This window comes from Kribbella sp. DT2 (assembly GCF_049844575.1).
GTDB lineage: Bacteria > Actinomycetota > Actinomycetes > Propionibacteriales > Kribbellaceae > Kribbella.
This window is the reverse complement of the sequence record NZ_JBNCLH010000005.1, coordinates 141,563-155,017: the sequence shown is the minus strand read 5'-3', so window position 1 is coordinate 155,017 and position 13,455 is coordinate 141,563. Positions and strand designations below refer to the sequence as shown.

Here is a 13,455-nt window from a genome sequence, read left to right as displayed (position 1 = left end):
ATGACGGGGTTCTTCACGGCTCGGCGGGTCTCGCCGCAGTCCAAGGCGTTCGACCTGCTGCTGGCGGGTGGACTGACGCTGTTCTTCGGGTTCCTGTCGCTGGCGCAGGCCCAGTTCGCCGGCGTGGTCGGCGTGGCGTTGCTGGTGCCGCTGATCTGGCGGCGCAGCTATCCCGAGCTGGTCTTCTTCGGTCTCTCCGCGATCGCGGTGCTGCAGTGGCTGGCCGGGATCGACCTGCAGCCTGGCAACGTCGGGCTCCTCGTCGCGCTCTACACGGTCTCCGTGTACGGCGAGGTGAAGTACAGCCGGCTCGCGCTCGGCATCGGCGGCCTCGGCGTCCTGATGGCGACGGCTCGCTACTGGGCCGGCACCGACTGGCGCCAGCAGGTCACCATGATGGTTGCCCTCGGCGCCGTCGTGTTCGGGGTCTGGGCCTTCGGGGAACGCCGCCGCACCCGCGGCCTGTACGTCGCCCAACTGGAGGAACGCGCCGTCCAGGCCGAGCGGGACCGCGACCGCGAGGCGATGCTCGCGGTCACCAACGAACGGACCCGGATCGCCCGCGAGATCCACGACGTGGTCGCGCACGGGCTGTCGATCATGATCGTCCAGGCCGACGGCGGCCTGTACGCCGCCGACGCGTCGCCGGAGCAGGCGAAGAAGGCGCTGGCCACGATCGGCGACACCGGACGCGCGTCGCTGACCGAGATGCGCAAGATGCTCGGGCTGCTCAAGCAGGACGAGCAGAACGAGCTCGACCCGAACCAGCCGCGGCCGCAGCCCGGCGTCCAGTCGCTGCCCGAGCTGGTGGAGAACGTCCGCGAAGCCGGGTTGACCGTCGACTACGAGGTCACCGGGACGCCGCGCGACCTGCCCGCGCTGCTCGGCCTCACGGCGTACAGGATCGTGCAGGAAGGCCTGACCAACACGCTGAAACACGCCGGGCCGGGCGCGCGGACCTCCGTCACTCTGGACTTCGGGCGCGAGATGCTGACCGTGGTGGTCACCGACGACGGCCGCGGCGGCGGGGTCGCGCCGAGCAGCGACCCAGGGCACGGACTGGTCGGGATGCGGCAACGCGCCTCGATCTCCGGCGGTACGGTGAACGCCGGGCCCAAGGTGGGCGGCGGGTACGAGGTGGTCGCGAGGCTCCCGTACGCCGGACCGCCTGACCAGTAAGCAAATCGGAGGAACAGCAGCGTGAGCGAGACCGACGACGGCGTGATCCGGGTCTTCCTGGTGGACGACCAGGAGCTGGTCCGGGCCGGGTTCACCATGCTGGTGGACTCCCAGCCCGACATGCGGGTGGTGGGCCAGGCGGGTGACGGCGGTGAGGCCTTGGAGAAGCTGCGGGTGACCGCTTCCGACGTCGTCCTGATGGACGTGCGGATGCCACGGCTGGACGGCGTCGAGGCGACCCGCCAGCTGCAGTCGTTGCCTACGGCACCGAGGGTGATCGTGCTGACGACGTTCGACCTCGACGAGTACGCGTTCGCGGCGATCAAGGCGGGGGCTGCCGGGTTCCTGCTGAAGAACACGCCGCCGGCGGATCTGCTGTCGGCGGTTCGGCAGGTGCACTCGGGGGATGCTGTTGTCTCGCCCAGTACGACGCGGCGGTTGCTCGAGCATTTTGCCGGCGCGCTGCCGGACGAGGATCGTGAGGTGCCGGATCTTGCGGAGCTGACCGCGCGTGAGCGGGAGGTTTTGGTGGAGGTCGCTCGGGGGTTGTCCAACACTGAGATCGCGCGGTTGTTCACGCTGTCGGAGGCGACGGTGAAGACGCACATCGGACGGATCCTGGCGAAGACGGGGTTGCGTGATCGGGTGGCTCTGGTGGTGCTGGGGTACGAGACCGGGTTGGTGAAGGCGCACGGCTGACTTGTACGGCGCTGAGGCCGGCGGGCATGCGGCCGGAGAGGTCGCGGTGGCTGAGGTCGCGGCGGCCGGAAAAGAGTTGTAAGTCAGTAGCTGCATCATCCCCACCCCCGGGTGTGGCCGCGGACCGCCGCCCCGATCCGTCCCCACCCCCGACCGCCCCCAAAACCTCCGCCCCCACCCCCTCCACCCCGAAACCTCCACCCCGCCCCCAACCGCCCAATACCTCCGCCCCGACCCCTTCCACCCCGAAACCTCCACCCCGCCCCCAAACCTCCGCCCCGCCCCCAACCGCCCCAATACCTCCGCCCCGACCCCCTCCACCCCGCCCCAAAACCTCCGCCCCACCCCTCCGCCCCCCAACCGCCCCAAAACCTCCGCCCCCACCCCCTCCACCCCGAAACCTTCGACCCCACCCCCAAACCAGAAGACCCAGTCAGGCCGGAAAGTTGGTCGGTGGCCTTGGGGTGGGCGACGATGGGGGCGCGCGGGGTCGGTGGTTGGGAGAGGGTTGTGATGCCGGGGTTGTGGGCGGCGGTGCGGCGGTGGGTCGTGGCCGAGGGGCCTGCGGTGTGGCCGGTGGTGGTGGCGATGGTGGTGGTCGGGGGCGGCCTGTGGGCCGGGGTGCCTTCGGCGGGGCGTGGGGTGGCGCTGACTGCTGAGGCGATGGGTGGGGCGACACTGCAGCAGGTGCGGCCCAGTGCGAGTGGTGAGGTCGACCCGCGGCTGGGGGCCGCGGTGGATGCGATCCTGGCTCGGCGGGGGATCGCGGTGAAGCAGAACAACCTGCAGCTGTTCCTGCGCGACGTGGCGCCCGAGCTGCGGGTCGAGCAGAAGCAGGTCTTCCAGAACATGCGCGAGCTGGGGATGTCGGTGATCTACCGGCGTGCCGAGGTCTGGACCAACTACGAGGCCGTACGCCGGTACGGCCTGGCGACCGGCACCTTCCGGGTGAGCATGCGGTACCAGATCTCCGGGAGCCGCCTGGCGCGGGCGGCGACGGACGTCGGCTACACCTACACGGTCCGCGACGGCCGGCTGTACCTGGTCGACGACAACGACCTGGACCGCGCGATCGGGTCCGGGCGGCAGCCGTGGGACTACGGCCCGATCGACGTGCTGAAGCGGCGCAACGTGCTGGTCGTGGTCGACCAGGGGCGGCTCGCGTACGCCGACCGCCAGGCCGACGAGACGGTCGCGATGGCCCGCAAGATCCGCACCCTGTGGAAGGGCCACCTGCAGATCGTCCCGATGATCGTCGCGATGCGCGAACCGGGTGTCCTGACCGACCTGCCCGCGACCCTCAAAGGCAACGAGCCGGCCCGCGTCCAGCCGATCCCGAGCCCGGCGGAGGACGGTCGCCCGGTCGGCGGCTGGATCGTCGTACGGCCTGAGTCGCAGGAGCGCTTCGACTCGGCTCAGCTGAACCATGCGCTGATGCACCTGCTGCCCGTCCGCCTCGGCGAGGAGGCCCCGCGCTGGCTCGCCGAGGGCATAGCCCAGTACGCCGAGAGCCTGCAGCTGATCGCCACCGGCCGGGGCAAGCAGGTCACGGCCGCTCGCGACGACATCCGCAGACGAGCCCTCGGCGACCTGGCCAGGCTCCCCGCCGACGACGAGTACGACACTACGGACAGTGACGACATCAGCTGGCTGGCCGTCGAGCAGCTGATCAAGCAGGTCGGCCTGAAAGCGGTCACCGACTTCTACCTGCAGGTCGCCCGCCGCGGGTACAACGAGCCCGCTCAGGACCGGCTGCTGCTGGAGTACACCGGCTTCACAGAGCAGAAGCTTGTGGATGCGCTGCGAACCCTCGCACAGTGAGGAAGTAGGCTGACGCGGGCGCTCGGTTCCGGGCGCTCACGCACCGAACTCGCCCAGAACTCGTAGGGAACCCGAGGAGAAGACCGCGTGACTTCCCACCGTCCTGCGGCGGTCATCGTGATGGCCGCCGGTCAGGGGACCCGGATGAAATCCGCGACCCCCAAGGTCCTGCACGAGATCGGCGGGCGCAGCCTCGTCGGGCACGCGGTCGTCACCGCGCGTGCACTCGCGCCGGAGCACCTCGTCGTCGTGGTCGGTACCGGCCGTGAGCAGGTCGAGGCCCACCTCGCCAAGGTCGACGACGCCGTCCGGACCGCCGTCCAGGAGCAGCAGCTCGGGACCGGCGACGCCGTCCGGGCCGGACTGACCGCCGTACCGGCCGACTTCGACGGGACCGTCGTGGTCACCTCCGGCGACGTCCCGCTGCTGGCCGCCGGCACGCTGCTGGAGCTGATCGCCGAGCACGACAAGCAGGGCAACGCTGTGACAGTGCTCACCGCGCGCGTCCCCGACCCGACCGGGTACGGGCGGATCCTGCCGGGTCCCGACGGCACGGTCGCGGGCATCGTCGAGCACAAGGACGCGACCCCCGAGCAGCGCCAGATCGACGAGATCAACGCCGGGATCTACGCCTTCGACGCGGCCACGCTGCGCGACGGGCTGAGCCGGCTGACCACGGACAACGCGCAGGGCGAGCTGTACCTGACCGACGTCCTGGCGATCGCCCGCGGCGACGGCAAGCGGGTCGGCGCGTGGGTGATCGAGGACGCGATGCAGACCGAGGGCGTGAACGACCGCGTCCAGCTGGCCACGCTGCGCGCCGAGCTGAACCGGCGCACGCTGGACACCCTGATGCGCTCTGGCGTCACGATCGTCGACCCGAGTACGACGTGGGTCGACCAGACCGTCGAGCTCGAGCAGGACGTCACCCTCCTGCCGAACACGCAGCTCCACGGCGCGACCACGGTCGCGACCGGCGCCGTGATCGGCCCGGACACCACGCTGACCGACGTACAGGTCGGTGAAGGCGCCTCGATCATTCGTACGCACGGCTCCGGCGCGCTGATCGGCGCCGGCGCCTCGGTCGGCCCGTTCGCGTACCTGCGGCCCGGGACGTCGCTCGGCGTGAAGGGCAAGATCGGCACCTTCGTGGAGACCAAGAACGCGGCGATCGCCGACGGCGCGAAGGTCCCGCACCTGTCGTACGCCGGCGACGCGACGATCGGCGAGGGCGCGAACATCGGCGCCGGCACGATCTTCGCCAACTACGACGGTGTGAACAAGCACCACACCACCGTCGGGCGCTACTCCTTCGTCGGCAGCAACTCGGTGCTGGTCGCGCCGGGCACCATCGCCGACGGCGCGTACATCGCGGCCGGGTCGGCCATCGACCAGCCGGTGAACGCCGGCGAGATCGCCGTCGCGCGCGGGCGGCAACGCAACATCAAGGGCTGGGTCGCGCGCAAGCGGGCCGGGACGAAGACGGCGAAGGCGGCGGAACGTGCGCCGGCCGACGCGGCAACGGCGGGGCCGGGCGAACCGTCCGCCGAGGTGGAGCCGAAACCGGGCGCAGCGGGCGACTCCGGCGACCAGGCGTAACGGGAGGCAGTGGCGATGAGCGGGATGAAGCGAACCACCGAGAAGAACCTGATGGTTTTCTCCGGCCGGGCCCATCCCGGTCTGGCCGAGGAGGTGTCCGAGCAGCTCGGCTCCGGCCTGGTGCCGACCTCGGCGTACGACTTCGCCAACGGCGAGATCTACGTCCGGTTCGAGGAGTCGGTCCGGGGCAGCGACGCGTTCGTGATCCAGAGCCACACCTCGCCGATCAACGAGTGGATCATGGAGCAGCTGATCATGGTCGACGCGCTGAAGCGGGCGTCGGCCAAGCGGATCACCGTGGTGCTGCCGTTCTACGGGTACGCCCGGCAGGACAAGAAGCACCGCGGCCGGGAGCCGATCTCGGCCCGGCTGATGGCCGACCTGTTCAAGACCGCGGGCGCGAACCGGCTGATCTGCGTGGACCTGCACACCTCGCAGATCCAGGGCTTCTTCGACGGCCCCGTCGACCACCTGATGGCGCTGCCGATCCTGTCCGACTACGTCCGGGAGAAGTACGGCGACCAGCAACTGGCCGTCGTGTCGCCGGACGCCGGCCGGATCAAGGTCGCCGAGCAGTGGTCGGCCCGGCTGAACAACGCGCCGCTGGCCTTCATCCACAAGACCCGCGACATCGACCGCCCGAACGAGACCGTCGCGAACCGCGTCGTCGGTGAGGTCGCCGGCCGGGTCTGCATCCTGGTCGACGACATGATCGACACCGGCGGCACGATCACCAAGGCCGCCGACGCCCTGTACGCCGAGGGCGCCGCGGGCGTCGTGATCGCCGCCACCCACGCGATCCTGTCCGGCCCGGCGGTGGACCGGCTGAAGAACTGCCAGGCCAGCGAGGTGATCGTCACCAACACGCTGCCGATCTCCGAGGACCGCAAGTTCGACAAGCTGACCGAGCTGTCGATCGCGCCGCTGATCAGCCGCGCGATCCGCGAGGTGTTCGAGGACGGATCGGTGACCAGCCTGTTCGAGGGCCGGGCCTGACCGCCGATGCGGATCGCCGTCTTCCACCCCGGAGCCATGGGTTCGCAGCTCGCCGCGCAACTGGTCGCGGCGGGGCACGAGGTGCACTGGGTGCCGGCAGGACGCAGTACGGCGTCGGCCGCGCGCGCTGAAGCGGCCGGGCTGATCGGTTCGTCGTACGACGAAGCGGTCGGTGCGGCCGAGGTGGTGCTGTGCTCGTGCGCGCCGCAGGGCGCGGTGGCGATCGCCGAGCAGGTCGGGCGGTCGGGGTTCGCCGGGATCTACGTCGAGGCGAACCCGCTGTCGCCGCAGTCCCTGCAGCGGGCCCGCGAGGCGTTGCCCAAGGCAACCTTCGTGGACGGTGGAGTGATCGGGCCGCCGCCGACCGGTGGGCCGAGTCCTACGCACCTGATGCTGTCGGGGAGCGCGGCTGATCAGGCGGCGGAGTTGTGGGCGGGGACCCTGGTGACGCCGATGGTGGTCGGGGCCGAGCCGGGGGCCGCGAGCGCGGCCAAGTCGTCGTACGCGCTGTACAACAAGGGCAAAGCGGCACTGGCTGTGCTGGCGTTTCAGCTGGCGGCTGAGCACGGCGTGACCGAGGCGCTGACGGCGCAGCACACGCGGGCCGACGGCGGGTCGCTGAAGGATCCGGGGCTGCCGGAGCAGCTGCGGGCTGTCGCGTGGCGATGGGGGCCTGAGTTCGACGAGCTGGCGGAGACGCTGGATGCGGCCGGGCTGGAAGGCGACGCGGCGCGGGCGCTGCGCGAGGTGTGGACTCAGCTGAGCCGGTAGCCGGCCTCAATCCATCAGTTGCGGGTGGACGACGGCCGAGGCGTAGCGCTGGTTTGATCAGCACACGTCAGAACTAACGGATCTGCCGGGCCACCTCGGGGTCGACGGCTGTCCCTCGAAGGATCCCGGCCAGTGCCTCCACACCGTCCACCAGGCGGGGGCCGGGGCGGGCGAAGTACCCGTTCGCATCAACAGCCCACACCGGTACGGCGGGCAGCTGGTCGAGCAGCTCCTCACCCAGCCGAGCCGCCTCGTCCAGCCCGAACCCGCACGGCGCGACCACAACCACCTCAGGCTTCGCGGCGGCAATCGCAGGCCAGGTCGTCCGCCCGGACCGCAACCCGGCCGACCCCAGCACACTGACCCCGCCCGCCACCTCCACCATCTCCGGAATCCAGTGCCCCGGCGCGAACGGCGGATCAGTCCACTCCAGAACCAGCACCCGAGGCAGCTCGACCGGCCCGGTGTTCTCGACGGGCAAGCGCGTTGGCGAGCTGGCAACAGACGCCGAGCCGAGCCCATCGGAGGTGGGTGAAGCTGCGCCGTGGGCCGGTGCCCCTTCCCTCCTCGCGCTCCCGCGCCCCGCGGAGCGGGGCGCGGGAGCGCTTGCCGGAGGAAGAGCGTGGAGTGCGTCGAGGCGCCCGCGGAGGGTGGAGACGAGCGGCTCGGCCTGCCGGCCGATTGCTTGGGCTATTTGTTCGATCGACTCCAGGACCTCGTTCAGGTCGTGCGGGTCCGTCGTGACGACCTTGGCCTGGCAGCCGAGGTAGGAGAGGGCTTCCTCGACGTCGTCGACGTCGATGGCGCAGACCGCGCAGAGGTCCTGGGTGATGACGAGGTCCGGGTCGACGGCGCGGAGGGCGTCGCGGTCGAGTTTGTAGAGGTCCTCGCCGGCGGCGGCTCGTTCCCGGACGGCAGCGTCGATCTCGGCGGGCGTGAGCCCGGTGGGAAGGCTGGTGGTGGAGACGATCCGGCGCTCGCGGGCGGCCGCGGGGTAGTCGCACTCGAACGTCACGCCGTGGACCTCGTCGCCGGCGCCGAGTGCGAAGCAGATCTCGGTCGCCGACGGCAACAGCGAGACGATTCTCATGCCCCGACCTTAGGGCGTCTGCCCCGACGCGTCCTTGAGCACGGCTCAGCCGTTTCCGACGGCTTCCGGTGCCTGACCGGTGCTCAAAGTGGGGGAAGGGGTGGATTTCTCGTCTGGGGGGAGTGTTGGGTAGACTGTTTTGGTTGCCTCGGCGAGGGACGCCCCCCGACTGCGCTTGATGTCGAAGTGCTCGACTCGGTGAGAAAGTGCTAGGCGGGCGCGGCTCCGTGATCGACGCGGTGGTTCGTTGCCTGACGCCTTTCCGGAGTCAAGACGTGCCCGCTGAGGCTCTGCAACCGGTTCCACCACCAGTCAACAGATCACCGCAACAAGCTTGAGGGAGTTCATCTCGTGGCCGAGGTCAAGATCCAAGCCGAGTCGCGCACTGAGTTCGGCAAGGGTGCTGCCCGCCGAATCCGCAGGGAAAGCAAGGTCCCCGCCGTTCTGTACGGTCATGGCACGGACCCGGTGCACATCACGCTGCCCGGTCACGACACCATGCTGGCGCTGAAGACCGCCAACGCCCTGCTGCTGATCGAGGTCGAGGGCAGCGACAGCCTGCTGGCCCTGCCGAAGCAGGTCCAGCGCGACCCGATCAAGGGCTTCATCGAGCACGTCGACCTGGTCATCGTGAAGCGCGGTGAGAAGGTGCAGGTCGACATCGCCGTGCACCTCGAGGGCGAGGCCGTCAGCGAGACCCTGGTCGTGCTGGAGAACGCGAGCATCCTGGTCGAGGCCGAGGCGACCCACATCCCGGACGGCGTCACCGTGTCGATCGAGGGCCTGGACGCCGGCGCGCAGATCCACGCCTCCGACCTGAAGCTGCCCGCGGGCACCACGCTGGCCGTCGAGCCGGACACGCTGATCGTCAACATCACCGCCGCCACGACCGCCGAGCAGCTGGACGCGGAGCTGTCCGAGGCCGAGGCCGAGGCCGGCATCGAGAAGGACGAGGCGGACGCTCCCTCCGAGGAGCCGGTCGCCGCCGCGGCGGAGTAAGCACCGCGCCGTACCGGCACAGAGGCAGTACGCCGTACAGGCAACGAACAGGAGAGGGCCGGGAGATCCGTGGCGGACGACGTGTGGTTGGTCGTCGGGCTGGGGAATCCCGGCCCTTCCTATGCCAAGACCCGGCACAACGTCGGCCAGATGGTGGTCGACGAGCTGGCCGGCCGGGTCGGCGGTGGCTGGAAGCAGCACAAGCAGGCCAAGGCCGAGGTGATCGAGACCCGGCTCAGCGGCTACCGGACGATCCTGGCCAAGCCGCGCTCGTTCATGAACGAGTCGGGCGGACCGGTCTCCGGGCTGCTCAAGTTCTTCAAGGTCGAGCCGGTCCACCTGGTGGCCGTGCACGACGAGCTGGACATCGACTTCGCCGCGCTGCGGCTCAAGTTCGGCGGCGGCGACAACGGGCACAACGGCCTGAAGTCGATCCGCAAGTCGGTTGGCACCGGTGACTACCATCGAGTGCGGTTCGGGGTCGGGCGTCCGCCCGGCCGGCAGAGCCCGGCGGACTTCGTGCTGAACGAGTTCTCCAGCACCGAGCGCAAGGACCTCCCGTTCGAGCTCGACCGCACCGCCGACGCCATCGAGTCTTTGCTCGCTGACGGCCTCGAAGTGACCCAAGGGCGGTACAACTCGTGAAGCAGGACAACTCGTGAAACTCGCCGGCCTGGTCGACACCCTCGTCACCGATCCGGTGGTCGCCGACGCGATCAGTGACGCCCGCAAGGACATTCGCGGCAGCGGCGTCGCCACGCTCGACCTGAGCGCGCCCGGCTCGATCCGTCCCGTCCTGCTGGCCGCGCTCGCCTCCGAGCGGCTCGGCGCCGACCGACCGGTGCTCGCGGTCACCGCAACCTTCCGCGAGGCCGAGGAGCTGACCGAGGCCCTGCAGTGCCTGGTCGAGCCTGGCTCGGTCGCCTACTACCCGGCCTGGGAGACCCTGCCGCACGAGCGGCTGTCGCCCCGGTCGGACACGGTCGGCCGCCGGCTCGCCGTACTGCGACGCCTGGTGCACCCGGACCCCTCGGACGAGACGACCGGGCCGATCAAGATCCTGGTCGCGCCGGTCCGGTCCGTGCTGCAGCCGCAGGTCGCCGGGCTGGCCGACCTGCGCCCGGTCCAGCTGCACGTCGGCGACAGCATGGAGCTCGAGGACGTCGTCGCCCGGCTCGCGGGGGCGGCGTACAGCCGGGTGGACCTGGTCGAGCGGCGCGGTGAGTTCGCGGTCCGTGGCGGCATCATCGATGTCTTCCCGCCGACCGAGGAGCACCCGCTGCGGGTCGACTTCTTCGGCGACGACGTGGAGGAGATCCGGTACTTCGCGGTCGCCGACCAGCGGTCGCTGGAGATCGCCGAGCACGGCCTGTGGGCGCCGCCGTGTCGCGAACTGCTGCTCACCGACGAGGTGCGCGCTCGCGCCGGCGTACTGGCCAAGGAGCACCCCGAGCTGGCCGAGCTGTTCGAGAAGCTCGCCGAGGGGCACGCGGTCGAGGGGATGGAGTCGCTCGCGCCCGTCCTGGTCGACCACATGGAGCTGCTGGTCGACCTGATGCCGGAAGGCACCCACGTCGTGGTCAGCGACCCCGAGCGGGTCCGCGCCCGGGCGCACGACCTGGTCGCGACCAGCCAGGAGTTCCTGGAGGCCTCCTGGGCCGCGGCCGCCGGGGGAGGCGAGGCGCCGATCGACCTGGGCGCCGCGGCGTACATGTCGCTCGCCGACGTCCGGACCCAGGCGCTGGACCGTGGGCTGGCCTGGTGGAGCCTGTCGCCGTTCGCGGCCGCGCCGACCGACGAGCCCGAGCTGCGCGACTCGATGGGTACGCGGGTCTCGTTCGACATCGACACCGACAGCGGCGCGGTCCGCAGCCGGCAGATCAAGGCGCACGAGGTCGACGCCTACCGTGGTGAGACCGCGGCCGCCGTCGAGGACGTCCGCGGCTGGCTGCGCGACGGCTGGCGCGTCGTCTGCGTCACCGAGGGCCACGGCCCGGCCCAGCGGCTGGCCGAGGTGTTCTCCGAGGCGGAGCTGCCGGCCCGGACCGTCGACTCGATCGACGGCATCCCGGAGCCGGGCGTCGTGCTGATCTCCCAGGGCGCGCTCGAGCACGGGTTCATTGCTGAAGGCATCAAGTTCGCGGTGCTCACCGAGAACGACCTGGCCGGCCAGCGCTCGGCGGCCGAACGCCGTTCCCAGCAACGGATGCCGAGCCGCCGGAAGAAGGCCGTCGACCCGCTGGAGCTCGCTCCCGGCGACTTCGTCGTGCACGAGCAGCACGGCGTCGGCCGGTACGTCGAGATGATGCAGCGCACGGTCGGCACCGGCACCCAGCGGACCACCCGCGAGTACGTCGTGATCGAGTTCGCGCCGAGCAAACGCGGCCAACCGGGCGACCGGCTGTTCGTGCCGACCGACCAGCTCGACCAGGTCACCCGGTACGTCGGCGGCGAGCAGCCCACGCTGGACAAGATGGGCGGCGGCGACTGGGCCAAGCGCAAGGGCCGCGCGCGCAAGGCGGTCAAGCAGATCGCCGGCGAGCTGATCAAGCTGTACGCCGCCCGCCAGGCGACCAAGGGCCACGCGTTCTCCAAGGACACGCCGTGGCAGCGCGAGCTCGAGGACGCGTTCCCGTTCGTGGAGACGCCGGACCAGCTGGCCACGATCGACGACGTCAAGCACGACATGGAACGTGTCATGCCGATGGACCGGATCGTCTGCGGCGACGTCGGCTACGGCAAGACCGAGATCGCCGTCCGGGCTGCCTTCAAGGCGGTCCAGGACGGCAAGCAGGTTGCCATCCTGGTGCCGACCACGCTGCTCGTCCAGCAGCACTACGCGACCTTCGCCGAGCGGTACGCCGCGTTCCCGGTGAACGTCGCGCCGCTGTCGCGGTTCCAGACCGACAAGGAGTCGAAGGCCACGATCGACGGGCTGGCCGACGGGTCGGTCGACGTGGTGATCGGGACGCACCGCCTGTTCAGCGGCGAGGTCGCGTTCAAGGACCTCGGCCTGGTCGTCGTCGACGAGGAGCAGCGCTTCGGCGTCGAGCACAAGGAGCAGCTGAAGCGGCTCCGCACGGCGGTCGACGTACTGACGATGTCGGCGACGCCGATCCCGCGGACGCTGGAGATGTCGATCACCGGCATCCGGGAGATGTCCACCATCGCCACCCCGCCGGAGGAGCGGCACCCGGTGCTGACCTTCGTCGGCGCGTACGAGGAGGGCCAGGTGACCGCCGCGATCCGGCGCGAGCTGCTGCGCGAGGGCCAGGTCTTCGTCGTGCACAACCGGGTCAACACGATCGAGAAGGCCGCCGCCCGGATCCGTCAGCTGGTGCCCGAGGCGCGGGTGTCGGTCGCGCACGGCCAGATGAACGAGCACACCCTGGAGAACGTGATCCAGGGCTTCTGGGAGAAGCAGTCCGACGTGATCGTCTGTACGACGATCGTCGAGTCCGGCATCGACATCTCGAACGCGAACACGATGATCATCGAGCGCGCCGACCTGCTCGGCCTGTCCCAGCTGCACCAGCTCCGCGGCCGGGTCGGCCGGGGTCGCGAGCGGGCGTACGCGTACTTCTTCTTCCCGCCGGAGAAGCCGCTCACCGAGACCGCGCACGACCGGCTGGCCACGATCGCGCAGCACGCCGATCTGGGCGGCGGTATGGCAGTGGCGATGAAGGACCTGGAGATCCGCGGCGCCGGCAACCTGCTCGGCGGCGAGCAGTCCGGGCACATCGCCGACGTCGGCTTCGACCTGTACGTCCGGCTGGTCGGCGAGGCGGTCGCGGAGTACCGCGGCGACACCCAGGCCGACGAGCCCGAGGTCAAGATCGAGCTGCCGATCGACGCCCACCTGCCGCACGACTACGTGCCGTCGCAGCGGCTGCGGCTGGAGATGTACCAGCGGCTGGCCGCCGTACGGGACGAGGCGGGGATCGCGGAGCTGGTCGAGGAGCTGCACGACCGGTACGGCGACATCCCGCAGCCCGTGCTGAACCTGATCGAGGTCGCGAAGTTCCGCAACCACGCCCGAGTGGCGGGGCTGCACGACGTCACGCTGCAGGGCAATCTGATCCGGTTCGGACCGGTCGAGCTGCCCGATTCGAAGGTCATGCGGCTGAACAGGCTGTACCCGAAGAGTCTGGTCAAGGCGCAACTGCGTACGATCCTGGTGCCGAGACCTGCCACCCGGCCGGTCGCCGGTGAGCCGCTGCGCGACCAGGAGTTGCTGCAGTGGTGCGCCAGACTGATCGACGATGTGATTGCCGAGCCCGTGGGGGCGAAGGCCTGATGAG

General features: G+C 70.4%; 10 protein-coding genes. 9 read left to right on the top strand and 1 reads right to left on the bottom strand.

Translation table 11 applies throughout. From position 1 onward, the window contains the following. The 6 genes from ACLQ2O_RS22175 (at position 1) to ACLQ2O_RS22150 (ending at position 7,065) form a co-directional block, all read left to right on the top strand. A complete protein-coding gene (locus tag ACLQ2O_RS22175) occupies positions 1-1,179 on the top strand; it encodes a sensor histidine kinase (RefSeq protein WP_425834346.1) in 1,179 nt (392 codons plus the stop codon). 21 nt (positions 1,180-1,200) lie between these two features. Beyond that, positions 1,201-1,878, top strand: a complete 678-nt coding sequence (locus ACLQ2O_RS22170) for a response regulator (protein ID WP_425834344.1) — start codon at positions 1,201-1,203, stop codon at positions 1,876-1,878. A 513-nt stretch (positions 1,879-2,391) separates the two neighbouring features. After that, positions 2,392-3,699 (top strand): hypothetical protein, encoded by a 1,308-nt coding sequence (locus ACLQ2O_RS22165; RefSeq protein WP_425834342.1) that lies wholly within the window; start codon positions 2,392-2,394, stop codon positions 3,697-3,699. An 87-nt stretch (positions 3,700-3,786) separates the two neighbouring features. Further along, complete coding sequence (glmU, locus tag ACLQ2O_RS22160; protein ID WP_425834340.1) at positions 3,787-5,298, top strand: bifunctional UDP-N-acetylglucosamine diphosphorylase/glucosamine-1-phosphate N-acetyltransferase GlmU; 1,512 nt, start codon at positions 3,787-3,789, stop codon at positions 5,296-5,298. Positions 5,299-5,313: 15 nt separating this feature from the next. Continuing rightward, the gene (locus tag ACLQ2O_RS22155; protein WP_425834338.1) at positions 5,314-6,294 is read left to right on the top strand and encodes a ribose-phosphate diphosphokinase; all 981 of its coding nucleotides are present in this window, start codon (positions 5,314-5,316) and stop codon (positions 6,292-6,294) included. 6 nt (positions 6,295-6,300) lie between these two features. Continuing rightward, on the top strand, positions 6,301-7,065 hold the full coding sequence (locus tag ACLQ2O_RS22150) for an NAD(P)-binding domain-containing protein (protein WP_425834336.1): 765 nt from the start codon (positions 6,301-6,303) through the stop codon (positions 7,063-7,065). A 73-nt stretch (positions 7,066-7,138) separates the two neighbouring features. Here the strand turns inward: ACLQ2O_RS22150 and ACLQ2O_RS22145 are convergent, their stop codons facing one another. Then, entirely contained in the window at positions 7,139-8,155 is a 1,017-nt protein-coding gene (locus tag ACLQ2O_RS22145) for a cobalamin-binding protein (RefSeq protein ID WP_425834334.1), read from the bottom strand. Between the two features lie 351 nt (positions 8,156-8,506). Here ACLQ2O_RS22145 and ACLQ2O_RS22140 point away from each other — a divergent pair, with 351 nt between their 5' ends. The 3 genes from ACLQ2O_RS22140 (at position 8,507) to mfd (ending at position 13,451) form a co-directional block, all read left to right on the top strand. After that, complete coding sequence (locus ACLQ2O_RS22140; RefSeq protein ID WP_425834332.1) at positions 8,507-9,154, top strand: 50S ribosomal protein L25/general stress protein Ctc; 648 nt, start codon at positions 8,507-8,509, stop codon at positions 9,152-9,154. Positions 9,155-9,223: 69 nt separating this feature from the next. After that, a complete protein-coding gene (gene pth / locus ACLQ2O_RS22135) occupies positions 9,224-9,799 on the top strand; it encodes an aminoacyl-tRNA hydrolase (protein WP_425834330.1) in 576 nt (191 codons plus the stop codon). A gap of 13 nt (positions 9,800-9,812) precedes the next feature. Beyond that, positions 9,813-13,451 carry a transcription-repair coupling factor gene (mfd, locus tag ACLQ2O_RS22130; protein ID WP_425834328.1) on the top strand — a complete coding sequence of 1,213 codons (3,639 nt, stop codon included), beginning with the start codon at positions 9,813-9,815 and terminating at the stop codon, positions 13,449-13,451. Positions 13,452-13,455 lie beyond the last annotated feature (4 nt).